21 protein-coding genes and 2 tRNA genes are annotated in these 23,493 nt (G+C 72.4%); 11 read left to right on the forward strand and 12 right to left on the reverse strand.

Features of this window, described 5'->3' with window-relative positions; genetic code table 11:
• Window position 1: 1 nt before the first annotated feature.
• Window positions 2–649: a hypothetical protein gene (locus tag OHV05_RS18550; RefSeq protein WP_405018678.1), complete on the forward strand. Its 648-nt coding sequence runs from the start codon at window positions 2–4 to the stop codon at window positions 647–649.
• Window positions 650–739: 90 nt separating this feature from the next.
• Here OHV05_RS18550 and OHV05_RS18555 read toward each other — a convergent pair whose 3' ends face one another.
• Window positions 740–1,525 carry an SLATT domain-containing protein gene (locus OHV05_RS18555; protein ID WP_405018679.1) on the reverse strand — a complete coding sequence of 262 codons (786 nt, stop codon included), beginning with the start codon at window positions 1,523–1,525 and terminating at the stop codon, window positions 740–742.
• A 470-nt stretch (window positions 1,526–1,995) separates the two neighbouring features.
• Between OHV05_RS18555 and purD the strand changes: the two genes are divergently transcribed.
• The 4 genes from purD to OHV05_RS18575 all read left to right on the forward strand — a co-directional run bounded on the left by purD (window position 1,996) and on the right by OHV05_RS18575 (window position 7,949).
• Entirely contained in the window at window positions 1,996–3,237 is a 1,242-nt protein-coding gene (purD, locus tag OHV05_RS18560; RefSeq protein ID WP_405018680.1) for a phosphoribosylamine--glycine ligase, read from the forward strand.
• Window positions 3,238–3,732: 495 nt separating this feature from the next.
• Window positions 3,733–5,289 (forward strand): hypothetical protein, encoded by a 1,557-nt coding sequence (locus OHV05_RS18565; RefSeq protein WP_405018681.1) that lies wholly within the window; start codon window positions 3,733–3,735, stop codon window positions 5,287–5,289.
• 163 nt (window positions 5,290–5,452) lie between these two features.
• A complete protein-coding gene (locus OHV05_RS18570) occupies window positions 5,453–7,003 on the forward strand; it encodes a N,N-dimethylformamidase beta subunit family domain-containing protein (RefSeq protein ID WP_405018682.1) in 1,551 nt (516 codons plus the stop codon).
• Window positions 7,004–7,049: 46 nt separating this feature from the next.
• Window positions 7,050–7,949 carry a phosphoribosylaminoimidazolesuccinocarboxamide synthase gene (locus OHV05_RS18575; protein WP_405018683.1) on the forward strand — a complete coding sequence of 300 codons (900 nt, stop codon included), beginning with the start codon at window positions 7,050–7,052 and terminating at the stop codon, window positions 7,947–7,949.
• A 241-nt stretch (window positions 7,950–8,190) separates the two neighbouring features.
• Here OHV05_RS18575 and OHV05_RS18580 read toward each other — a convergent pair whose 3' ends face one another.
• The 7 genes from OHV05_RS18580 to OHV05_RS18610 all read right to left on the reverse strand — a co-directional run bounded on the left by OHV05_RS18580 (window position 8,191) and on the right by OHV05_RS18610 (window position 12,623).
• Window positions 8,191–8,799, reverse strand: a complete 609-nt coding sequence (locus OHV05_RS18580) for a response regulator (RefSeq protein ID WP_403043949.1) — start codon at window positions 8,797–8,799, stop codon at window positions 8,191–8,193.
• Window positions 8,796–10,022: a sensor histidine kinase gene (locus tag OHV05_RS18585; protein ID WP_405018684.1), complete on the reverse strand. Its 1,227-nt coding sequence runs from the start codon at window positions 10,020–10,022 to the stop codon at window positions 8,796–8,798. Before OHV05_RS18585 ends, OHV05_RS18580 begins: the two co-directional genes overlap by 4 nt.
• A gap of 44 nt (window positions 10,023–10,066) precedes the next feature.
• Complete coding sequence (locus OHV05_RS18590; protein ID WP_405018685.1) at window positions 10,067–10,861, reverse strand: ABC transporter permease; 795 nt, start codon at window positions 10,859–10,861, stop codon at window positions 10,067–10,069.
• The gene (locus tag OHV05_RS18595) at window positions 10,858–11,847 is read right to left on the reverse strand and encodes an ABC transporter ATP-binding protein (protein WP_405018686.1); all 990 of its coding nucleotides are present in this window, start codon (window positions 11,845–11,847) and stop codon (window positions 10,858–10,860) included. The genes OHV05_RS18590 and OHV05_RS18595 overlap by 4 nt, the downstream gene beginning before the upstream one ends.
• 148 nt (window positions 11,848–11,995) lie before the next feature.
• A tRNA-Gly gene (locus tag OHV05_RS18600) sits at window positions 11,996–12,068 on the reverse strand.
• 25 nt (window positions 12,069–12,093) lie between these two features.
• Window positions 12,094–12,166: transfer RNA gene (locus OHV05_RS18605), tRNA-Gly, on the reverse strand.
• A gap of 139 nt (window positions 12,167–12,305) precedes the next feature.
• On the reverse strand, window positions 12,306–12,623 hold the full coding sequence (locus OHV05_RS18610; protein WP_057230366.1) for an Lsr2 family protein: 318 nt from the start codon (window positions 12,621–12,623) through the stop codon (window positions 12,306–12,308).
• A 465-nt stretch (window positions 12,624–13,088) separates the two neighbouring features.
• On the opposite strand from OHV05_RS18610, the gene purS reads away from it, so the two are divergent.
• The 4 genes from purS to OHV05_RS18630 all read left to right on the forward strand — a co-directional run bounded on the left by purS (window position 13,089) and on the right by OHV05_RS18630 (window position 17,167).
• Window positions 13,089–13,343 carry a phosphoribosylformylglycinamidine synthase subunit PurS gene (purS, locus tag OHV05_RS18615; RefSeq protein WP_238860359.1) on the forward strand — a complete coding sequence of 85 codons (255 nt, stop codon included), beginning with the start codon at window positions 13,089–13,091 and terminating at the stop codon, window positions 13,341–13,343.
• Window positions 13,340–14,017, forward strand: a complete 678-nt coding sequence (gene purQ, locus OHV05_RS18620) for a phosphoribosylformylglycinamidine synthase subunit PurQ (protein ID WP_405018687.1) — start codon at window positions 13,340–13,342, stop codon at window positions 14,015–14,017. Before purS ends, purQ begins: the two co-directional genes overlap by 4 nt.
• Window positions 14,017–16,272, forward strand: coding sequence for a phosphoribosylformylglycinamidine synthase subunit PurL (gene purL, locus OHV05_RS18625; protein WP_405018688.1), 2,256 nt, complete (start codon window positions 14,017–14,019; stop codon window positions 16,270–16,272). Before purQ ends, purL begins: the two co-directional genes overlap by 1 nt.
• 61 nt (window positions 16,273–16,333) lie before the next feature.
• Window positions 16,334–17,167 (forward strand): sterol carrier family protein, encoded by an 834-nt coding sequence (locus tag OHV05_RS18630; protein ID WP_405018689.1) that lies wholly within the window; start codon window positions 16,334–16,336, stop codon window positions 17,165–17,167.
• A gap of 236 nt (window positions 17,168–17,403) precedes the next feature.
• Here OHV05_RS18630 and OHV05_RS18635 read toward each other — a convergent pair whose 3' ends face one another.
• Window positions 17,404–18,258 carry a DUF3152 domain-containing protein gene (locus tag OHV05_RS18635; protein WP_403043929.1) on the reverse strand — a complete coding sequence of 285 codons (855 nt, stop codon included), beginning with the start codon at window positions 18,256–18,258 and terminating at the stop codon, window positions 17,404–17,406.
• Between the two features lie 147 nt (window positions 18,259–18,405).
• On the opposite strand from OHV05_RS18635, the gene OHV05_RS18640 reads away from it, so the two are divergent.
• Complete coding sequence (locus tag OHV05_RS18640; RefSeq protein WP_403043927.1) at window positions 18,406–18,825, forward strand: DUF3151 domain-containing protein; 420 nt, start codon at window positions 18,406–18,408, stop codon at window positions 18,823–18,825.
• Between the two features lie 69 nt (window positions 18,826–18,894).
• Here the strand turns inward: OHV05_RS18640 and fbaA are convergent, their stop codons facing one another.
• On the reverse strand, window positions 18,895–19,917 hold the full coding sequence (gene fbaA, locus OHV05_RS18645) for a class II fructose-bisphosphate aldolase (RefSeq protein ID WP_405018690.1): 1,023 nt from the start codon (window positions 19,915–19,917) through the stop codon (window positions 18,895–18,897).
• Between the two features lie 324 nt (window positions 19,918–20,241).
• On the opposite strand from fbaA, the gene OHV05_RS18650 reads away from it, so the two are divergent.
• Complete coding sequence (locus tag OHV05_RS18650; protein ID WP_405018691.1) at window positions 20,242–20,949, forward strand: DedA family protein; 708 nt, start codon at window positions 20,242–20,244, stop codon at window positions 20,947–20,949.
• 52 nt (window positions 20,950–21,001) lie between these two features.
• On the opposite strand, the gene OHV05_RS18655 is transcribed toward OHV05_RS18650, so the two are convergent.
• Together OHV05_RS18655 and pyrE are read right to left on the reverse strand one after the other, a co-directional pair.
• Complete coding sequence (locus OHV05_RS18655) at window positions 21,002–22,825, reverse strand: alkyl/aryl-sulfatase (RefSeq protein ID WP_405018692.1); 1,824 nt, start codon at window positions 22,823–22,825, stop codon at window positions 21,002–21,004.
• Window positions 22,826–22,938: 113 nt separating this feature from the next.
• Complete coding sequence (gene pyrE, locus OHV05_RS18660) at window positions 22,939–23,475, reverse strand: orotate phosphoribosyltransferase (protein ID WP_405018693.1); 537 nt, start codon at window positions 23,473–23,475, stop codon at window positions 22,939–22,941.
• Window positions 23,476–23,493: the final 18 nt, after the last annotated feature.

Below are 23,493 nucleotides of genomic sequence, written 5' to 3' on the forward strand. Positions count from 1 at the left end.
CATGGCCTGCGACCTCTGGCTCGTCCCGCTGGTGGACGTCCTGACGCACAGCCCCGAGAACCCGTTCCGGGACGACCTCGTCCGCTACAACGCGGCCCTGGTCGCGCACGGTCTGCCGGAGGTTCCGGTGTACCGGTACTCGCCGGAGCTCAGCGGCTCGGTGGAGCCGATCGCCGCCTTCGACTACGACTCGCTGCACTTCCTGCGGCGGGCCTACCTGCTGGGCCTGACCGGTTTCGCGATCGAGCCGGTGGACGCGCTCGGCGGCGACTACGAGCAGCTGCTGGAGATGTTCGAGTCGACCGCCGAACAGTCCCACCTGGTCTGGCACTTCGACCACGCCGGGGCGTACGTACCGATCGACTTCCAGCTCCCGCTGGTCGCGGACGAGCTGCTGGCCTCGGGCGGCCCGCTCGGCTCCTCGCACGGGCTGCTGCGCGAACTCCAGGCGGTGGCACCGGTGTTGGGTCTCGACCCGCTGAACCCGCCGGCCCCGACCCGGCCGTTGGCGCCGACCGACCTGGAGCAGACCTTCGAGCCGCCGATCGACGACCAGCACCCGTTCGCCCGGGAGCGGCACGCCTGGGCGGGGCTGTACGCGGCGGCCACCCGGAGCGTCACCCAGGGTTCGATGATCGTCTTCGCCTGAACGGGTGGGGCGAGGGCGCCTGAGCCCGTTGCCGGGGCTGATGCATCGTTTCTGCGCGGGCGCCCGACCGGGCGCCCGCGCGGTGCGCGGTCAGCGCAGCGGGCCCTCCGGCGGACGCTGGCGCGGCATGGTCGGCCGGGCGCCCGGCGGCGGCAGGATCCGGACCTGGGCGCCGGCCCCGCTCTCGGTGCGGCCGCCCCACGGGCCGGGGGACTGGGTGGGCAGCTGGGTCATGGTGGCGCGGAACTCCAGCATCCACTCCGAGGTCTCGCCCCTGACCACGTCCGAGACGTCCTCGCAGAACCGGCGCAGCACGCCGAGGCAGCGCTCGGCCGCCTCGCCCGCGGTGCCCTCGGTGGGGCCGAGTACCTCGCGCACGCACTCCGAGGCCCAGTCGAACTGGAACGCCTCCAGCCGGCGCTGCAGCGCCTGGGCGGTGCTGACGTCCCGCATCCAGCCCGAGGTCTGGCCGAACGCCCGGTCCACCCCGAGGCAGGCGGCGGAGAGCGCCAGGCCGACGTAGCCCCAGCTCGGCGAAGCCCAGGAGACGCCACTGAGCGCGAGCAGCGGGTCGACCGCCCCGCCCACCGCGAACCCGGCCGCGCCGAACCGCAGCAGCCTGGCCCAGCGGCGTTTCCAGACCCGGTCCCGGCGGTACCAGTCGATCGCCTCGACGGCCCGCTCCTCGGACCAGCGGTACAGCTCCTCCAGCCGCTCGGCCGGCTCCCCCCAGTCCCCGAGCGGGAACTGGCGGGCACTCAGATCGGTGCGGCGGCGGGTGGGGGTCCGTGCGGTGGAGGCCGCGACGGGCTGGTCCTCCTCACCGACCTCCTTGCCCCAGGGGCTCTCCTCGGGCTGCATTTCCGGCTGGCTCACCTGTGGGGCTCCCTGTGGCGGGCGGACTGCTGAGGCCCTGGCGGGTACCGGGCCTGACGGTGCGTCGAGCGGTCAGTGTTCCGGACACCGGCCAGATGTGACACTGCGTCGGACGGTCGGCACCGCGAGCGGTGTGGGTCGCCCATGGTGTCGTGCAACGGTGACGGCCGGTGCTCGTCCAACAGCACTTCTTACCGCCAAATGGCTGACCATGTGGCCGCTTCGGCAGCGATCGTTATCGGATTTCACCCCATCAAGCCGAGGTGGGAGAGTTGCGGCGGTCGGTGAGATTTCACCCTTCCGAGCGAGCCCGTCCGGTCCTGTCTCCCTGACCCGGCCGCTCCGCGCGGTCCCACCCCGGGGCGGGAATGGAGCTTCCTCCAACTCCGGCGGCCCGTCGACGGCTCCGGTTGGAGGTTCCGACGGGCCCTGCGACCGACCCGATCCGGCCACCGACTACGCTTCAAGGCGTGAAGGTCCTCGTCATCGGCGGCGGCGCCCGCGAACACGCCCTGTGCCGCTCTCTGTCCCAAGATCCCGCCGTCACCGAGCTGCACTGTGCCCCGGGCAACGCCGGGATCGCACAGGTGGCGACGGTCCACCCGGTCGACCAGCTGGACGGTGCGGCCGTGGCCGCGCTGGCCCGGCGGCTCGGCTCCGACCTGGTCGTGGTCGGCCCGGAGGCCCCGCTGGTCGCGGGCGTCTCCGACGCCGTCCGGGCGGCCGGCATCCCGGTCTTCGGTCCGTCCGGGGAGGCCGCCCAGCTGGAGGGCTCCAAGGCCTTCGCCAAGGACGTGATGGCCGGCGCCGGCGTGCCCACCGCCCGCTCCTACGTCTGCACCACCGAGGCCGAGGCGGCCGAGGCGCTGGACGCCTTCGGCGCCCCGTACGTGGTGAAGGACGACGGCCTGGCGGCCGGCAAGGGCGTGGTGGTCACCGCCGACCGCGCCGAGGCGCTGGCGCACGCGGTCTCCTGCGACCGGGTGGTGATCGAGGAGTACCTGGACGGTCCCGAGGTCTCGCTGTTCGCGATCACCGACGGCGTCACCGTGCTGCCGCTGGTGCCCGCGCAGGACTTCAAGCGCGCGCTGGACGGCGACCAGGGCCCGAACACCGGCGGCATGGGCGCGTACTCGCCGCTGCCGTGGGCGCCCGAGGGCCTGGTGCAGGAGGTCCTGGAGACCGTCCTGCAGCCGACCGTGGACGAGCTGCGGCACCGGGGCACCCCGTTCTCCGGCCTGCTCTACGCCGGTCTGGCGCTCACCTCGCGCGGCACCCGGGTGATCGAGTTCAACGCGCGCTTCGGCGACCCGGAGACCCAGGTGGTGCTGGCCCGGCTGCGCACCCCGCTGGCCGGCGTACTGCTGGCCGCCGCCGAGGGAACCCTCGACACCCTGGAGCCGCTGCGCTGGGACGAGGGCGCCGCGGTCACCGTGGTGATCGCCTCCGAGGGCTACCCGGCCGCCCCGCGCACCGGTGACCCGATCGACGGCCTGGACGCGGTCGAGGCCGAGGGCGCGTACGTACTGCACGCCGGGACGGCGGCCGGTCCGGCCGGCGAGGTGCTCAGCGCCGGTGGCCGGGTGCTCTCGGTCACCGCGGCCGGGGCCGACCTGGCCGAGGCCCGCGAGCTGGCCTACCGGGGGGTCGCCCGGATCTCGCTCAAGGGCGGGCAGCACCGTACCGACATCGCGCTGAAGGCGGCTCAGTAGCCGACCGTCCACCGAGGGCGCTGCGACCGGGGTCATCCCACCGGCCGCAGCGCCCTCCGGCGTTCTCGGGCACCAGTCGCCACACCGGTCGGCGGCAGGATTCCAGTCCTTCGGGTGATCCGGTCGCCATCCGGCTGACGTGACCGGGCCCCGGGTCGTAGGGTGCGCTGGATCGCGTCGGCGGGCCGTCCGCCGGTGCGGCCGCCACCGGGTGTCCGGGCGCGGCCGGGGGGATGCTGTCGGTGGCGCTCGGTTCGGCCGTCGTGTCACCAGGACGGGTGGAAACGGTAGCGATCCGGAACGCCCGCCCACGGGCAGGCGTCAGAACTGTCAGAAGTGCCAAGCACGATGCACAAGCGGGGCCGACGTCCGTCGTCCCCCGTTCGGATACTGATCATTTCGAGTCGGCTCGGGTGCCCGGGTCGTGGCCGACCTCCCGTCACCGGGAGCCGCCGCGATCCGTGGCGGTCGGCTCCGAAGGGGGTGCCGCGCCGTATGGCCGCTGTCGACGCAGCCCGCGCACGTGCCCAGGCCGTGCTCCGGGTCCGTGGGCGGGCCCTGGGGGTCGCCGCGCTGCCCGCCGCCCTAGCGGTGGTGCTGTTCGCGGGCCGGTTCACCGGCCGGATCGGCGCTCCCGGCTCCGCCGACGCGGCGGCCTGGGACGCGGCCCGCTGGGTGGTGGGCGGCATCGCGGTCCTGGTGCTGCTCGGCACCTGGCTGGTGGCCAGGACGTACGCCCGGGCCGAGCCACCGCGCACACCCGCGGTGCCGATCGCCCGCTCCGCCGCCCCCGAGCTCTACCGCCAGATCGGTGAGCTGGCCGAGCGGCTCGGGGTGCCCGCCCCGTCCGGGATCGCGATCACCCCGGACTGCGACAGCTGGCTGGAGGAGGTGCACCGGCCCGGCCGACACCCGGTGGCCCCGGCCGCCCCGGTGGCCGGGGAGGTGCTGTCCGGTGCTCCCGACCGGGCGGTGGGGACAGCGCCGGTGCTGGTGATCGGCTCGCCGTTCCTCTGGTGGATGCGGGCCGGGGAGCTGCGCGCCCTGCTGGCCCCGGTGGTGGCCGGTACGGCCGCCGCCGCGGATCCGGAGATCGCCGCCGCCCGGCGCTTCCTGCGCGGTCTGGACGCCTCGCTCGGCGAGCCCCGGCGCGGGCCCGCCGCCCTGCTGGACCGGATCACCAAGCTGCTGCTCGGCGCCTGCCGGGAGCACTCGGCCGAGCTGGAGCGGGCGGTCGCGGCGGCCGCCTCCGAGCAGGCCAAGTCGGTCGACTACGGCCTGCGGATCGCCGCGCAGGAGCAGGTCGGCCTGGCCTACGCGGGGTGGGACAGGCTGCTCACCCGGGTCGCGCTGCCCGCCTGGCGGCTCGGCCGGCACCCGGCCCACCTGAACGCGGGCGTGGTCGCCGCCCTCACCGAGCTGTCCCGCCGGGACCGGCTGGCCGACGGGTACGAGACCCGGCTCGGCGACCGCCCGGCCTGTGACCTGCTGGAGGAGCCGGGTTCGGTGGACGCGGCCGTCTCGCTGATGGCGGCCGAGGTGCTGTTCGGTGAGCCGTTCGGCACCGCGGGCACCGGCTGGCGGGAGCTGGACTGGGCCGACTACCCGGCCGAGGTGGTCGAGCTCGGCTGGCGCGGTCAGGCCGACGCGCTCCGGGCGGTGCTCGGTGAGGGCGCCCCGGAGCAGGCCGCACCCGCCCTGCACCTGGTGCTGGCCCGGCTCGCGGAGGGGGCCGGCGAGCCCCTGGCCGCAGCACTCGCCGCCCACCTGGCGCGCACCGCGCAGGTCGCGCCCCCTCTGCAAGTGGTCCGCAGCGGGCGGGACTTGCTGGTCGACCACGTCACCGCGCTGGTCTGCCTGGCGGCGGTGGACACCGGTCTCGGCCGCCCCGGGATGGACTGGTTGGACGGCCCGGTGCTGCTGCTGGGCGGCACCCGGCGCCCCGAGTTGGCCGCCCTGGTGGCCGATGCGGTGGAGCAGGGCAAGGACGCACCGCTGCGATCCTGGCTGGAGTCGGCCGGGCTGCGACTGGCCGGCCCGGTCCGGCTCTGACGCCCGGTCGGGTCGCTCCGGAGACGAACAAAATTTCAACAATACTTGTTGCTACGGTGGGGTGACGCAGCGCCAGCACTGTGGTGTGCTGGACCGCACGCACATCCGCTTGGCACATGCCACCGGGGGCCGAGTCGGGCCGGTGCGAGTGTGGGAGGGGCGCGTGGGGACGGAACTCAACCGCCGCTGGGAGTCGGGCACGCTGAAGCACGGTGTCTCGGACCCCTTCGGCCAGGGCCCACTGCCGTGGCTGCGGAGCCCGGACCAGTACGTGGCCGGCATCGAGGGCGCGGTCCCGTGGTACGTCAGCCTGGACGCGCCCGGCCAACTCCCGGCGGGCGTGCCCCGCCCCCGGCCGCCGGTCGGCACCCCGGCCAACTCGGACGACGTGCAGCAGCAGATCAAGGGCTTCGCCTCGGCCGGCGTGATCCGCCCCGGCGGCTCGATCGACCTGCGGGTCACGGTGAACCCGCCGCGCGAGTTCACCGTGGACGTCTACCGGATCGGCCACTACGGCGGCGACGGCGCCCACCATGTGACGTCCAGTCCGCTGATCGCCGGGCTGGCCCAGCCCGCGCCACTGGTGGTCGGCCGCACCGTCTCCTGCCACCACTGGTGGCAGTCCTGGCGGCTGCACGTGCCGACGCACTGGCGCCCCGGCGCGTACGTCGCGGTGCTGACCACCGCCGACAACCTGCACCGCAGTCACATCCCGTTCACCGTGCGGGACTTCGACGAGCAGACGCACCCCGCCGAGCTGCTGCTGGTGATCCCGGACGTCACCTGGCAGGCGTACAACCTGTTCCCCGAGGACGGCCGCCAGGGGGCCAGCCTCTACCACGCCTGGGACGGGCACGGCGGGCTGCTGGGCGAGCAGGAGGCGGCCGTCACGGTCTCCTTCGACCGCCCGCACGCGGGGGCCGGGCTGCCGCTGCACGTCGGCCACGTGTACGACTTCATCCGCTGGGCCGAGCGCTACGGCTACGACCTCGCCTACGCCACCGCGACCGATCTGCACGCCGGCCTGGTCGACCCGTCCCGGCACCGGGCGCTGATCTTCCCCGGCCACGACGAGTACTGGTCCGAGCCGATGCGCCGGACGGTCGAGCGGGCCAGGGACGGCGGCACCTCGCTGGTCTTCCTGTCCGCCAACTCCATGTACTGGCGGGTCGACCTCACCCAGAGCCCGGCCGGGGAGCCCAACCGGCTGCTCAACTGCCGCAAGCGCCAACGGCTGCACCCGGGCCACCCGGCGGCCGGTCCGGCGGGCGGCCAGAGCGCGCTCTGGCGGGACGCCGGCGAGCCGGAGCAGCACCTGCTCGGCGTCCAGTACGCCGGCCGGGTGCCCACCCCCGTGCCGCTGGTGGCCCGGAACACCGGCCACTGGCTCTGGGAGGGCACCGGGCTGGCGGAGGGCGAGGAGCTGGCCGGCCTGGTGGCGGGCGAGGCCGACCGCTATTACCCCAAGGTCGCGTTGCCCGAGCACACCGAGCGTTCCCTGCTCGCGCACTCCCCCTACCGGGACACGGCGGGCCGGATCAGGTACCAGGAGACCTCGCTCTACCGGGCGCCCAGCGGTGCGTACGTGTTCGCCGCCGGCACCTTCGCCTGGTCGCCCGCGCTGGACCGGCCGGGGCACACCGACGAGCGGATCCAGCGGGCCACCGCCAACCTGCTCGACCACCTGTGCAAGGAGGCAGTGGGCCGCCCATGAAAGACTCGGACCCCGGAGCCCCCCTTCTCTGAGGACTGAGACGACCTTGAGCGGATTTGTCACCAAGCCCGAGCCGGTCCAGGTACCTGGTCTGGAACACCTGCACACCGGCAAGGTGCGCGACCTCTACCGGGCCGCCAACGGCGACCTGGTGATGGTGGCCAGCGACCGGACCTCCGCCTTCGACTGGGTGCTGCCGAACGAGATCCCGGACAAGGGCCGGATCCTCACCCAGCTCTCGCTCTGGTGGTTCGAGCGGATCGCCGACATCGTCCCCAACCACGTGATCTCCACCGAGCTCCCGGCCGGGGCGCCCGCCGACTGGAAGGGGCGCACGCTGATCTGCCGCGCCCTGGAGATGGCCCCGGTCGAGTGCGTGGCCCGCGGCTACCTGACCGGCTCCGGCCTGGTGGAGTACCGCGCGGACCGCACGGTCTGCGGCATCGCCCTCCCGGCGGGCCTGGAGGACGGCTCCGAGCTGCCCGCCCCGATCTACACCCCGGCCCTCAAGGCCGAGGTCGGCGAGCACGACGAGAACGTCCCCTACGAGGAGACCGCTCGCCGGCTCGGCGCCGAACTGGCCACCACCCTCCGGCAGACCACCCTCGCGGTGTACGGCCGGGCCCGGGACATCGCCCGCGAGCGCGGCATCATCCTGGCCGACACCAAGTTCGAGTTCGGGCTGCTGGACGGCGAGTTGGTGATCGGCGACGAGGTGCTGACGCCGGACTCCTCGCGCTTCTGGCCCGCCGACCAGTGGGAGCCGGGGCACGCCCAGCCCTCCTTCGACAAGCAGTTCATCCGCGACTGGCTGGCCTCGCCCGAGTCCGGCTGGGACCCCAAGGGCGAGCTCCCGCCGCCGGCGCTGCCCGCCGAGATCGTCGCGGCCTCCCGGGCCAAGTACGTCGAGGCGTACGAGCGGCTCACCGGCAACACCTGGGAGTAGGCGGCCGCGCTGTCGGCAGGCGCCCGAGCATCTACGGTCAGGGGCTCGGGGCTGCGCTCTTGGCAGTGCGTCCAGTTGCACTACCCAGGGGCTCGGGGAACTGCGAGGAGATCTGGCGTGCGGGTCACTGCGAAAGTGCCTGACCCCTTACGCACGGATCACCTTTTCCGAGGCCGGCGTCGCAGAGCCCCGAGCCCCTGGTGGTGCAGCTCGTGCCAGAAGATCGGCGTCGCCCACGCGGTCAGATCCAGCCGTGTTCGCGGGCGATGCGGACCGCTGCATGGCGGTTCTCCGCGCCGAGTTTGGTGGCGGCGGCCGAGAGGTAGTTGCGGACGGTGCCGGCCGAGAGCGAGGCGCGTTCGGCGATCTCGGCGATCGAGGTGCCGTGCGCGGCCAGTTCCAGCACGTCGGTCTCCCGGGGGGTGAGCGGGCTCTCGCCGGCCGCGATGGCGTCGGCGGCCAGCTCCGGGTCGACGTACCGGCCGCCGGACCGGACGGTGCGGATCAGGCCGGCCAGGTCGGCGGCGGAGACGGTCTTCGGCAGGAAGCCCCGGACCCCGACCTCCAGGGCGCGCTTGAGGTAGCCGGGCCGCCCGTGGCCGGTGACGATCATGGTGCGGCAGTCCGGCAGGACCCGCCGCAGCTCGGTGGCCACCTCGATGCCGTCCATCCCGGGCATCTGCAGGTCGAGCACCGCGACGTCGGGGCGGTGCGCCTTGGCCATCGCCAGCGCCTCGGGGCCGGTGGCGGCCTCGGCCACCACGGTGAGGTCGTCCTCGAGGGCGAGCAGCGCGGCCAGTGCGCCCCGGATCAGGTGCTCGTCGTCGGCGAGCAGGATGCGAATGGTCATCCGGCGGAGACCTCCATGGAGAGGGCGGGTGCGGTCAGCGGCAGGTCCACGGTGAGCCGGAACCGGCCGGGCCCGGCCGGGGGCGTGTCGAGTCGGCCACCGTACACGGCGAGCCGTTCGCGCAGGCCGGTCAGGCCGGTGCCGGTGGTGCCGGGCCGACCCTCCGTCACGCCGTCGTTCTCGATCTCCAGCAGGGCCTGGCCGCCGCCGACCCGGAGCCGGATCAGGCAGCTGGTGGCCTCGCTGTGCCGGAGTACGTTGGTGGTGGCCTCGCGGACCGCCCAGCCGAGCACCGACTGTGCGGTGACCGGGAGTTGGTCGACGCTGCCGAGTTCGACCTCGCAGGCCACGTCGGCGGCGCGGAGCACCGAACGGGCGCCGGTGAGTTCGGCGTGCAGGTCGGCGGTGCGGTAGGCCCGGACCACGTCCCGCACCTCGCGCTGGGACTCCTGGGCGATCCGCTGCACCTCGGTCATCTGGTCGGCGGCCTCCGGGCGCCCCCGGCGGGCGAGTTGGGCGGCCAGTTCGCTCTTCAGCGCGATGGTGGTGAGGTTGCGGCCGAGCACGTCGTGCAGGTCACGGGAGAACCGCAGCCGCTCCTCCGCCACCGCCAGCCGGGACTGGGTCTCCCTGGCCCCGTCCAACTCCCAGACCACGCCGGACAGCCAGGCCGAGCAGCGGCAGGTGACGCCGAACAGCAGACAGGACAGGGCGATGCCGGTGAGCACCCCGAGGGCGGTCCCGATCGAGAAGCCGGCCAGCAGCAGGGCGGGCAGCACCAGCACCAGGACGATGCCGCCGAACGCGGCGGACAGCCGGTGCGGCAGGACCACGGTGACCGGGCCGAACCAGAACATCAGCAGCAGCGGGGACATCGACACCCCGGTCATGTCGTCCCCGCCGGTGAGCACCAGCGCCCAGACACCGGCCAGTGCCACCGTGGTGGACACCGCGAGCAGCACCCCGGGGCGGGGGCGGCGGCCGAGGTAGTGGGCCAGCCCGGCCCGCACCAGCAGCAGGGAGAGGACCGTGCCGGTCAGCGCGCCGAGGGCCAGCACCCGCAGGGTGAGCACGGACAGCTTCTCGGCCTGTCCCACGGCGGTGCCCAGTACGGCCAGGGGTTCGACGCCCACCGCGATGTAGAGCGACCAGCGGACGTAGAGCTCGGTCCGCTGCGGCTTGCCCTGGGCGTGCCAGCGGCGCAGCGGGTGGGCCAGTTCCACGGGTTCTCCTCCGGAGGGTTTCGGTGCTGTGGTCTTCCTATCAGTCAGCGCCGGGGCTCCCAACGGAACCAGCGGTCGGTGGCCCAGCCCGCGGCCGCGGTCCAGGCCAGGGCGAGGGCCAGCAGCGGGAGGGCGTCGGACCAGCTGCCGACGAAGTCGGTGGCGGGCGCGGTGCCGTCGGTGCCGAACCAGCCGAGCCGGATCAGCTGTTGGGCCGGGGTGGTGGGCAGCGCCCGGAAGACCGCGGCGAGCTGGTCGGGCATGGTGTCCAGGGGGATCAGCAGGCCGGAGCCGAACTGGCTGAGCAGCAGCACCGGCAGGGTGGTGAGGCCGGCACTCTCGACCGTCCTGGTGATCACGCTGGACAGTGCGGCGAGCCCGACCAGCAGCACGATGCTCAGGGTCAGCCCGGCCAGCACCAGCAGCGGGTTGACCGGCATCGACAGGTCCAGTGCCACGGCCCCGGTGCCGCAGAGCACCACGCTCAGCAGCAGGGCCAGCGCGACCGAGGGGACGGCGGTGCCGGCCAGGATCTCCAGGTCCCGGGCCTCGCCGGTGCGCAGCCGCTTCAGCACCAGCTCGCCGCGCCGGGCGACGTACGCGGCGGTGAGGTTGTAGTAGACGACGAACATCGGGATCAGTCCGAGCAACCCGGTGACCAGCAGGGCGCCGGTCGGGACGCCGGGGTAGTGATCGGCCTGCTGCTTCATCGGTTCGGCCAGTGCGACCACCATCAGCACCGGTAGGGCGAGGGCGGTGAACAGGGCGGTCCGGTTGCGCAGCAGCAGGGTGGTCTCGGCCCGGCCGAGGGAGAGCAGGCGGCTGGTGGCGGTGGTCATCGGACGGCTCCGGTCGGCTCGGTCGCGGGGAGGGCGGCGGGGGTGGACGGGGTGGCGGCGACCGCGAGGAAGGCCTCCTCCAGCGAGGCGCTGCGGGCGTCCAGCGCACCGAGCGGGACCTGGTGCCGGGCGGCCCAGTCGAGCAGCTCGGTGAGGGTGGACTGCAGGGTCGGGGTCCGGACGGTGATCCGGCGGCCCTCGGCGGTGACCTCGGCGCCGGGCAGTGCGGGCAGTGCGGTGGCCTCGAACGGGCCGCTGCGCTCCGGGAGTTCGAAGGCGATCCGGGACGGCCGCCCGGCGATCACCTCGGCCACGGTGCCCTCGGTGACGATCCGGCCGCCGTGCATGATGGCCAGCCGGTCGGCGAGCTCCTCGGCCTCCTCCAGGTAGTGTGTGGTGAGCAGCACGGTGGTGCCCTGGGTGCGGAGTTCGCGGACCAGCCGCCAGGTGGCGGCCCTGGCCTCCGGGTCGAGTCCGGTGCTGGGCTCGTCCAGGAACAGCACCTCGGGGCGGCCGAGCAGGGCCAGCGCCAGGTCGAGCCGCCGGCGTTCGCCGCCGGAGAGCTGCTTGACCCGGACGGTGCGCCGGTGCAGCAGGCCGACCAGGTCGAGCGCCTCGTCCACCGGCCGGGCGCCGGTGGTCATCCCGGCCCAGGCCCGGCCGGTCTCGGCGACGGTCAGTTCGGACGGGAAGCCGCCCTCCTGGAGCATGATCCCGATCCGCGGCCGGACGGCGGCGCGCTCCCGGTACGGGTCGTGGCCGAGCACCCGGATCCGGCCCTCGGTCGGTGCGGCCAGGCCCTCGATCAGTTCCATGGTCGAGGTCTTGCCGGCGCCGTTGGTGCCGAGCAGGGCGAAGAGTTCGCCCCGGCGGACGGTGAGGTCGAGGCCCCGGACGGCGTCGAAGCCGCCCGGCCCGGCCGGGCCGTAGTGCCGGCGCAGGCCGGTGACCTCGATGACGGGTGGCTCGGTGCGGCTGTTGTCCATGTACCGAGCCTCCCGTCCGGGCGGCCCGGTGGGCAGTGCGCGCCGTCACCGGTGGGGGACGCGTTCACACGGGTCGGCGGTGACAAATGTCAGGGGCGGGGCGGCGGAAACGACGAAGGACCCCCTCGAAGAGGGGGTCCTTCCACTGAGCGGACGACGAGATTCGAACTCGCGACCCTCACCTTGGCAAGGTGATGCTCTACCAACTGAGCCACGTCCGCACGATCTTCGGTTGTTTTCACTGCGAGCGGACGACGAGATTCGAACTCGCGACCCTCACCTTGGCAAGGTGATGCTCTACCAACTGAGCCACGTCCGCACGGTGCTTCTTGAAGCACCGGCCGCCGTCCGGTCTCCCGGGCTGGCGACAGAAAGAACTCTACCCCATCGGAACGAGTGGTCGCCCCACCCTTTCCGCCGGGGCGGTCGGGGCGGGGCGACCAGCCGGTCGGACCAGGTCAGTTGGCCTCGGCGAAGGACTCGTAGACGTGCTTGGGAATGCGGCCCCGGGCGGGCAGCTCCATGCCGCGGGACTGGGCCCAGGCGCGCACGGCGGCCGGGTCCGGGGTGAGTGCGGTGCGGCGGAAGGACTTTCCGGCGCGGCTCTGCCGGCGGCCGGCCGCGACGAACGGGGCGAGAGCCTCCCGCAGCTTCTCCGCGTTGTCCAGGGACAGGTCGATCTCGTACGACTTTCCGTCCACACCGAAGTGGACGGTCTCGGCGGCGGCGCCGCCGTCCAGGTCGTCGGAGAGCGTGACAACTACACGCTGAGCCATGGGTGTCGATCCTCTCGGGCAATTCGGCCGCCGGATGCGGGATGCGCCCGTGCGACCCGATGTGCACCAGTCACGCGAGCGCTTACGGGCAGGCAGGAAGCCGCGCTGGATACGCAGCACTCGCCGTCACCGGTGGCCCTATTCTGCACCCAAAGGGGGCCGAAATCGAAGAGTCCTGCTTTCTTTTCCGGATATTCACGTGTGTTCGTCGGCGTGGGATAGCGAGTGATGTGGATGGTCGTTCTGTCCCGTAGTGCCGGTATTCGGGCGTTCCACAAGCGGCTGCGGAATCCGTCGTAAAGGGGGGTGCCCGGAGGGCATGGGGAGGACGGAACCCTTGGGACGTAAGGGGCGTAGGTCTACGCGCGTCGCCTGCTCCGGACCCGGCCCGGCCAGCAAAGTCGCCCGAATGCCCCGGTAGTCTGGAGGTCCCCCGCCTCACGCACCACACCACCGGGAGTGCCAGTGGCTCGCGTCGTAGTCGACGTCATGCTCAAGCCCGAGATCCTCGACCCCCAGGGCCAGGCGGTGCAGCGTGCACTGCCGCGTCTTGGATTCGCCGGGATCGCCGATGTCCGTCAGGGCAAGCGATTCGAACTGGAGCTGGAGGGTCCGGTCGACGACGCCGCGCTCGCCCGGATCCGGGAAGCCGCCGAGACCTTCCTCGCCAACACCGTGATCGAGGACTTCACCGTCCGGATCGAGGAGGAGGGGAAGTGACCACTCGCGTCGGCGTCGTCACTTTCCCCGGTTCCCTCGACGACCGCGACGCCCAGCGCGCGGTCCGGCTGGCCGGCGCCGAGCCGGTCGCCCTCTGGCACCGTGACAAGGATCTCCACCAGGTCGACGCGGTCGTCCTCCCCGGTGGATTCAGTTACGGGGACTATCTGCGCTGCGGCGCGATCTCCCGCTTCTCCCCGGTGATGGCCACCATCATCGAGCAGGCGAAGCTGGGAATGCCGGTCCTCGGTATCTGCAACGGCTTCCAGGTGCTCTGCGAATCGCACCTGCTGCCCGGTGCGCTCACCCGCAACGACTCGCTGCACTTCGTCTGCCGCGACCAGAAGCTGCGGATCGAGAACGCCGGCACCGCCTGGACCCGGGATTACACGGTCGGCCAGGAAATCGTCGTCCCGCTGAAGAACGGCGAGGGCCGCTTCGTCGCGGACCGGCCGGTGCTCGACCAGCTGGAGGCGGAGGGCCGGATCGTGGCCCGCTACCTGGACGTCAACCCGAACGGTTCGTACCGCGACATCGCCGGTATCACCAACGCCGCCGGCAATGTCGTCGGTCTGATGCCGCACCCGGAGCACGCGGTCGAGCCGCTCACCGGCCCGACCACCGAGGGCCTGGGCTTCTTCACTTCCGTCCTCAAGCAGTTGGTGAACGCCTGATGACCCTCGACACCGTCAAGAACGCCGAGCAGACGCCCGAGGCCGACCAGCCCTGGTCCGAACTCGGCCTGAAGGCCGACGAGTACGCCAAGATCCGGGAGATCCTCGGCCGGCGCCCCACCGGCGCCGAGCTGGCGATGTACTCGGTGATGTGGTCGGAGCACTGCTCCTACAAGAGCTCCAAGGTGCACCTCAAGCAGTTCGGCGAGAAGAAGCCGGACAGCGACGCGATGCTGGTCGGCATCGGCGAGAACGCCGGTGTGGTGGACGTCGGTCAGGGTTACGCGGTGACCTTCAAGGTCGAGTCGCACAACCACCCGTCCTACATCGAGCCCTACCAGGGCGCGGCCACCGGCATCGGCGGCATCGTCCGCGACATCCTGGCGATGGGCGCCCGCCCGGTCGCCGTGATGGACCCGCTGCGCTTCGGTGCGGCCGACCACCCGGACACCCGTCGGGTGCTGCCCGGGATCGTGGCCGGCATCGGCGGCTACGGCAACTGCCTGGGCCTGCCGAACATCGGCGGCGAGGTCGTCTTCGACTCCTGCTACCAGGGCAACCCGCTGGTCAACGCGCTCTGCGTGGGCGTCATGAAGCACGAGGACATCCACCTCGCGCAGGCGTCCGGCACCGGCAACAAGGTCATCCTGTACGGAGCCCGGACCGGCGGCGACGGCATCGGCGGTGTCTCGGTGCTGGCCTCCGAGACCTTCGACGCGACCGGCCCGGCCAAGCGCCCGGCCGTCCAGGTCGGTGACCCGTTCCAGGAGAAGCTCCTGATCGAGTCCACCCTGGAGATCTTCGCCGAGAAGCTGGTGCTCGGTATCCAGGACCTCGGCGGTGCCGGACTCTCCTGCGCCACCTCGGAGTTGGCCTCGGCCGGCTCCGGCGGCATGCGGATCGAGCTGGACACCGTGCCGCTGCGCGACAACACGCTCTCTCCTGAGGAGATCCTCATGAGCGAGTCGCAGGAGCGGATGTGCGCGATCGTCGAGCCCGGCAAGGTCGCCCGCTTCCTGGAGATCTGCGAGAAGTGGGACGTCATCGCCACCGTCATCGGTGAGGTGACCGAGGGCGAGCGGCTGGAGATCTTCTGGCACGGCGAGCTGGTGGTCGACGTCCCGCCGCGTTCGGTCGCGCACGACGGCCCGACCTACAACCGCCCGTACGCCCGGCCGAGTTGGCAGGACGCCCTGCAGGCGGACGCGCCGACCGCCGAGCGGCTGCTCCGCCCGTCCACGGGCGAGGAGCTGAAGGCCGCGCTGCTGGCCGTCGCGGGTTCGCCGAACCAGGCCTCCAAGTCCTGGATCACCGACCAGTACGACCGCTACGTGATCGGCAACACCGTGCTGGCCACGCCCGAGGACTCGGGCATGATCCGGATCGACGAGGAGACCAACCTCGGCGTCTCGGTGGCCACCGACGGCAACGGCCGCTTCACCAAGCTGGACCCGTACACCGGCGCCCAGCTGGCGCTGGCCGAGGCGTACCGCAACGTCGCGGCCGGTGGCGCCAAGCCGCTCGCCGTCTCCGACTGCCTCAACTTCGGCTCCCCCGAGGACCCGGACGTGATGTGGCAGTTCGCCGAGGCCACCCGTGGCCTGGCCGACGCCTGTCTGGTCCTCGGTACCCCGGTGACCGGCGGCAACGTCTCGCTGTACAACCAGACCGGCGACACCGCCATCCACCCGACCCCCGTGGTCGCGGTGCTCGGCGTGATCGACGACGTCACCCGGCGGACCCCGATCGGCTTCGCCGAGGAGGGCCAGCTGGTCTACCTGCTCGGCGACACCGCCGACGAACTGGGCGGCTCCGCCTGGTCGCAGGTCGCGCACGACCACCTCGGCGGCCTGCCGCCCAAGGTGGACCTGGAGCGCGAGCGGCTGCTCGGCGACATCCTGATCGCCGCCTCCCGCGACGGCATGATCGACGCCGCGCACGACCTCTCCGACGGCGGCCTGGCCCAGGCCCTGGTGGAGAGCTGCCTCAAGGGCGGCAACGGCGCGCGCCTGATCGTGCCGACCGGCCTGGACCCGTTCGTGTTCCTGTTCTCCGAGTCCGCGGGTCGCGCCATCGTGTCGATCCCGCGCAGCGAGGAGCTCCGGTTCAACGACATGTGCGGCGCCCGGGGCCTGCCGGCCACCCGGATCGGCGTGGTGGACGGTGACTCCCTGGAGATCCAGGGCCAGTTCACCGTCTCGCTGGCCGAGCTGACGGACGCGCACACCGGCGTGATCGAGGCCCTGCTCGCCTGACGGCGTCTCGGCAGCTGAGGGGCGGCCCGGTCGGGCCGCCCCTTCGCTGTACCCTCGCGGAATGGCGAACTCCGCGAACCGTCCCCGTAGTTACGACCCCGCCAAGGTGCGGTCCGCCCTGGCCGGGCAGACCGAGGCGTTGCGCGGTGCGGTGCACGAGCTGTGCGCCCGGCCGGACGCCGCTTCGCTGTTCGACCGGCCGACCGGGCTCGGCGACTGGCGGGTCCGGCAGCTGATCGCGCACCTCGGCTTCTGCCTGGACTGGCTGCCCCGGCACCTCGACGAGCCGGTGCCGGACGGCGCACCGCTCTCGCTGGTGCAGTGGGTCGGGGCGACCAGGACCGCCTCGGCGGCGATCGACGCCGCGGTGCGGGAGCACGCGGAGGGTGCCTTCGCCGGCTCGCCGGCGGAGGTGGCCGAGGAGTTCGACCTCGCCTGCGACCAGCTGCTGGCGGCCCTGGATCGGCCCGAAGTGGCCGACCCCGCACGGCGGTTCGTGATCCGGTTCGGGCCGATCCTGCTGACCGACTTCCTGGTCACCCGGCTGGTCGAGACAGTGGTGCACGCGGACGACCTGGCGGCTGCCCTGGAGCTGGCCGCGTTCCCGCACGACCGGCAGGCGCTGGCCGCCGTCACCAGGCTGCTGGCCGATGCCTTCGCGGATCAAGTCCCGGGCGGTGCGGTCGAGTTGCGGATCCCGCCGTACGCCGTCGTGCAGGCCGTCCCGGGCCCCCGGCACACCCGGGGCACCCCGCCCAACGTGGTGGAGACCGACCCGCTCACCTGGCTCCGCCTGGCCACCGGGCGCACCACCTGGTCGGCGGTCGCGGACACGGCGCTGCACGCCAGCGGTGAGCGGAGCAACCTCGCGGAGTACCTGCCGATCATGGGCTGACTTTTTTGCAGGGCGCTCGGTTGCACTGTCCAGGGGCTCGGGGCTCTGCTGACGTGCGGCTCCGCCGCGTGGGCGAGGAGATCTGGCGGGCGGGTCACTGCGAAAGTGCCTGACCACGCACGGACGGATCACCGTGCAGGGGCCGGCGTCGCCCACGCGGCGGAGCCGCACATCAGCAGAGCCCCGAGCCCCTGACTCCGTAGCGGGCTGAGCACCTGCAAAAGCCGAGCCCCCGGCTACGGGCGGGCAGGGCCCGTGAGGTACTTGCCGGCGTCGTTGTAGGGCCAGGCGTTGGAGACGCAGCCTTCCAGGCCGTAGATCTGCTGCATCATCGCCGGGGCCGGCTGGCCCGGGCCGGGGCAGCCGAGGTGGTTGCGGCCGATCCGGTGGCCGACCTCGTGGTTGATGATCAGGGCCCGGTACTCCTCGATCGGGCCGCTGAACTTCGGTGAACCGGTGTTCCAGCGCTTGATGTTGACCATCACCTGGCGGTTCACGTTGCAGTTCACCTCGCCGCCGGTGTCCAGCCCGGCGGTGGCGCAGATCTTGTCGACCTCCTCCGGCGAGGCGATCTTCACCGTGAAGTCGTAGGTCCCGGTGGCCACCAGCTGGAAGGAGTCCTTCCCGTCGGTGGTCCAACTCCGCTTGTCCGCGAGTATGTTCTGCACCTGCTGGGCGGCGGTCGCGGCGTCGATGCCGATCCCGTCCTCGACCTCGACCTTGTACTTCCGCAGGGTCCCGCCCTTGCCGACCACCGGGCCGTTCGCCTGGACGGTGGTGAAGGTGCCGAGGCCCTTCCCGTCGACCGCCGGGGTCGGGGCGGGCGCGGGCGGCGGCACCTCGGCGGGCGGCGGGGTGGTGGCGGGGGACTCGGCGGCCGGGACCGCCCTGGCCTGGGAGGTGGGGCCGCCGGCCGGCGTCCCGCCGGAGTCACCGGTCAGCTTGTAGGCGGCGGCGCCGCCGAGCACGGTCAGTGCCGCGACCAGCCCCACGGCCAGCACCCGCCGGCGCCGCACCCGCTGCTTCCGCCGCCGTACGTTGGCGGCGCGCCGACGGCTGGGGGCGGGGGAGCTGCTGGGGTTGGGTCGCACTACTGAAGCTCTCTGGTCGGCCGGCAGAACTGACGCACTGTCGATCAGGACGATACCTGTCGCTCGGCCAGTTCCTCCGGCCGGTCACAGGATCTTCGAATCGTCTGCCGTGGTTGACCCGGTCGGTCCGACTGGCAGACTGCAGGTATGAGTATTCACCAGAACCTGCTCGGCGGCCCCGAGCCGACCCGACTGCCGGAGGACGAGCAGCCCTACCGGATGCTGGGCGAGGAGTCGGCCTCGCCGACCCAGGTCGCCGCGGCGTTCCCGACCTTCTCGCTGGCCTGGGCGATGCTGGCCGACGACGCCTACGACGCCGGTCGGGTGGTCGAGTCCTACGCCTACGCCAGGACCGGGTACCACCGTGGTCTGGACTCGCTGCGCCGGGCCGGCTGGAAGGGCCACGGGCCGGTGCCGTGGGACCACCGGGGCAACCGGGGATTCCTGCGCTGCCTGGCCGGGCTGGCCCGGGCCGCCGAGGCGATCCAGGAGACCGAGGAGGCCGAGCGCTGCTGGACCTTCCTCAAGGACAGCAGTGCTGAGGCGTACACCGAGCTCAGGCCGTAGCACCCGGAACGTGACGGAGCCCCCTCGACCGGGAAGAGTCGAGGGGGCTCCGTCGTGCCGAACCGGCGACTACTTGATCCGGGTGCCCGCGGAACGCAGCGCCTGGGTCGCCTCGACCACGCGGGCGGCCATGCCGGCCTCGGCCAGCTTGCCCCAGGTGCGCGGGTCGTAGGTGCTCTTGGTGCCGACCTCGCCGTCGACCTTCAGCACGCCGTTGTAGTTGCGGAACACGTGGTCCACGATCGGGCGGGTGAAGGCGTACTGGGTGTCGGTGTCGAGGTTCATCTTCACGACGCCGTTCTCCAGCGCGGTGGCGATCTCCTCGGGGGTGGAGCCCGAGCCGCCGTGGAAGACGAAGTCGAACGGGTCCTTCTTGCCGTACTGCTTGCCGATCTCGTCCTGGAGCTCGCGCAGCAGCTCCGGCTTCAGCACGACGTTGCCCGGCTTGTACACGCCGTGCACGTTGCCGAACGAGGCGGCCAGCAGGTAGCGGCCCTGCTCGCCCAGGCCGAGCGCCTCGGCGGTGCGGACGGCGTCGTTCACCGTGGTGTAGAGCTCGTCGTTGATCTCGTGCGAGACACCGTCCTCCTCGCCACCGGTCGGGGTGATCTCGACCTCGAGGATGATCTTCGCGGCCCGGGCCTGGGCCAGCAGCTCCTGGCCGATCGCCAGGTTGTCGGCCAGGGTCTCGGCCGAGCCGTCCCACATGTGCGACTGGAAGAGCGGGTTCTGACCGTTCTTCACGCGCTCGGCGGAGATGGCCAGCAGCGGGCGGACGTAGCCGTCCAGCTTGTCCTTGGGGCAGTGGTCGGTGTGCAGCGCGACGGTGATGTCGTACTTGGCGGCCACGATGTGGGCGAACTCGGCGAGCGCGACGGCGCCGGTCACCATGTCCTTGTTGTGCTGGCCACCCAGGAACTCCGCACCACCGGTGGAGATCTGGACGATGCCGTCGCTCTCGGCCTCGGCGAAGCCGCGCAGCGCGGCGTGCAGGGTCTGGGTCGAGGTGACGTTGATGGCCGGGTAGGCGAACTTGCCCGCCTTGGCCCGGTCCAGCATCTCGTTGTAGACCTCGGGAGTTGCGATGGGCATGCGAATCCGCTCCTGTCGGTGCTCGGCGTACGGACGACCTGTCCGACGCTCGGTACGCCTTCGGTACGACGCGCGGTACCGGGAATGCCGACGCGGCTCTGCGGTGCGGCTGGTGGTACCTCGGTTCGACGGAGTCCGCCGCGGTGTGCACTGAGGGTGGGTGCGACCGCGGGCCGGACACCTGTGTCATCTTCCCAGACTCCCGCCCCGGGATCACCCCGCGGCCCGCTGGTTGGGACGGACGGCGCCGGGAGAGGGGTCGAAGGGCCCCGGCGGGGGAGGGACGTTGAGCCCCCGGCAAGGTGGGGGCGCTATCCTGCGCCCGTGGACTACAACCAGCTCGCCGTCAATCTGCTTGACGCCAAAGCCCTTGTCGCATCGGTGGGTGCGATCGGCATTCTGGCGATCATCTTCGCCGAGACCGGCCTGCTGGTCGGGTTCTTCTTCCCGGGCGACTCGCTGCTGATCCTGGCGGGGGTGGCGGCCTCCTCGGCCGCCTCGTCGGTGCTGGGCGAGGGCGCCCAGATGTCGATCGCGCTGCTGCTGATCGGCGCGCCCGTGTGCGCCGTGGCGGGGGCCCAGCTCGGGCACTACTTCGGGGCCAAGGTCGGCCCGCGGATGTTCGACAAGCCGAACTCGAAGATCTTCCGCCGCGAGTACGTGGTCAAGGCGGAGGAGTACTTCGAGAAGTTCGGCCCTGCCAAGGCCGTGGTGCTGGCCCGCTTCATCCCGATCGTCCGGACCTTCCTGAACCCGGTCGCGGGCACCCTGGAGATGCCGGCCAAGACCTTCTTCGTCTGGAACGTGGTCGGCGGGGTGCTGTGGACCGAGTCGATGCTGCTGATCGGCTACTTCACCGGTGACCAGCTCGCGCCGGTGATCGACAAGTACCTGATCCCGGCGATGGCGCTGATCATCCTGGTCTCGGTCTCGCCGATCATCTTCGAGGTGCTGCGCGAGCGGAAGAAGAAGAAGGCCGAGGTCGCCGAGGGCGGCGAGCCGGTCGCCGGCGGCCGGCACCGCAAGGGCTGAGCCCGGACGGATACGACGAAGGGGGCCCCGGGCGGGGCCCCCTTCGGCAGTTCTACGGCGTGACGATCGGGAAGTTCGGGTCCGGGGTGTCCAGCAGGCCGAACAGCCGGGCCAGCGCCTGGGGGTCGCCGGAGCGCTCGATCCCGTCCGGCTGCTGCCCGGCCAGCAGGCCGAGCAGCTGGGGCTTGGTCAGGGTCAGCGTCAGGTCGGCCCCGCCCGCGCCGAGCGACTGCCCGGCCGGGGCACTGCGGTGGGTCAGCGCACCGTTGGAGAGGGTGAGCCGCCAGCCGCGCCCCTCGTCGGTGAGCAGCCAGTCGACGGTGAGCGGGGTGTCCCAGGCGCGCGGCCCGTTCACCCGGACCGCCAGCGAGTCGATCAGCTGATCGACCGTCAGGGCCATCGCCATCTCGGGGTTGGTGGTCTCCAGGTCCACCGTGGCCGGGGTGCCGCGCAGCTCCATCGCGGCGGTCAGGTAGACGTTCCGCCAGGTGCCGTTCTCGGCGCCGAAGCCGAGCCGGTCGTAGACGCCGGCCAGCGCCTCCCGGGCGCCGGTGTGCGCCGGGTCGGCGAAGACCACGTGGTTGAGCAGAGTGGCGGCGAACCGGAGGTCGTCCGCCGCCACGTACTCCTGCGCCCTGGCCACCGTCGCGTCCGGGCCGCCGAGCAGGTCGACGTACCGGGCGCCCTGCTCGGCCGGCGGGTGCGGCCAGAGGTTCGCCGGGTTGCCGTCGTACCAGCCCATGTAGCGCTGGTAGACCGCCTTCACGTTGTGGCTGAGCGAGCCGTAGTAGCCGCGCAGCGACCAGGTCCGCTCCAGGGCCGGCGGCAGGGTGAGCTCCTCGGCGATCTCCGGGCCGGTCAGCCCGCTGTTCAGCAGGCGCAGGCTCTGGTCGTGCAGGTAGGCGTAGAGGTCGCGCTGCCTGGTCAGGTACTCGCCGATCCGCTCCCGGCCCCAGGTCGGCCAGTGGTGCGAGGCGAACGAGACGTCGGTGTCCTCGCCGAACAGCTGCCACGCCTCGTCCAGGTAGTGCGCCCAGACCCGGGCGTCCCGGACCACCGCGCCGCGCAGGGTCAGCACGTTGTGCATGGTGTGGGTGGCGTTCTCGGCCAGGCAGAGGGCGTTGCGCTGCGGGAAGTGGAAGTTCATCTCGGCCGGCGCCTCGGTGCCCGGGGTGAGGTGGAAGACGATCCGGACGCCGTCCACCACCTCCTCCTGACCGGTGGCGGTGATGTCCACGGTGGGCGCGATCAGCGTGATGGTGCCGGTGGAGGTGGTCATCCCGAGGCCGGCCCCGATCTGGCCGTCGGGGGTTTTGGGCAGCCGGGCGCCGTACATGTAGACCGCTCGCCGGGTCATCGCGTTGCCGGCGTACACGTTCTCGCTGACCGCGTGCTCCAGGAAGCCGGCCGGGGCGAGCACCGGCACCGGCCGGTGGCCGTGCGGGAGGACGCCCCGGGCGCCGCCGAAGTGGTCGCCGTGCGAATGGGTGTAGATCAGGCCGGTGACCGGGCGGTCGCCCCGGTTGCGGCGGTACAGCGCCAGCGCGGCGGCGGCGGTCTCGGCGGAGATCAGCGGGTCGATCACGATCACGCCCTGGTCGCCCTCGACCAGGGTCATGTTGGAGAGGTCCAGGCCGCGCACCTGGTAGATCCCCTCGGTGACCTTGAACAGCCCCTGGCGGGAGCTGAGTTGGCCCTGCCGCCAGAGGCTGGGGGTGGCGGTGTCCGGGCAGTCCTTCTGCAGGAAGGAGTACGCGTCGTTGTCCCAGACCACCCGGCCGGTCGGGTCGGTGACGATCGCGGGTTCCAGCGCCTCCAGGAACCCGCGATCGGCGTCGGTGAAGTCCTCGGTGTCTTCGAAGGAAGGAGTCGCCATGGGGCGACCCTGCCATGAAATGTCTGATTCATCACGTTATGACGGTGCCCGGTGTTTCACGTGAAACACCGGGCACCGTCGGGCTGTCGGACCGTCAGCGGCCGCCCGGGACCTCAGAGGCCGAGGTCGTCCAGGGTGTAGGCGGTGACGTACGGCAGGCCGGCCTGCTCGATCGCCGGGGCCGCGCCGCGCTCCACGATCACCGCGACGCCGACCACCTCGGCGCCCGCCTCGCGGAGCGCCTCGACGGCGGTGAGCACCGAGCCGCCGGTGGTGGAGGTGTCCTCGACCGCCAGCACCCGGCGGCCCTTCACGTCCGGGCCCTCGATCCGGCGCTGCAGGCCGTGCGCCTTGCCCGCCTTGCGGACCACGAAGGCGTCCAGCTTCCGGCCGCGCGCGGCGGCGGCGTGCAGCATGGCGGCCGCCACCGGGTCGGCGCCCAGGGTCAGCCCGCCGACCGCGTCGAACTCCAGGTCGGCGGCGGCGTCCAGCATGACCCGGCCGACCAGCGGCGCCGCCTCGGCGTCCAGCGTGATGCGGCGCAGGTCGACGTAGTAGTCGGCCTCCAGCCCGGAGGAGAGGGTGACCTTGCCGTGCACGACGGCCTTGTCCTTGATCTGCGCCAGCAGGGCGTCGCGGTCGTTGCTCATGGGCGTTGAGTCTACGGG

Source organism: Kitasatospora sp. NBC_00070 (assembly GCF_045041205.1).
Classification (GTDB): domain Bacteria; phylum Actinomycetota; class Actinomycetes; order Streptomycetales; family Streptomycetaceae; genus Kitasatospora.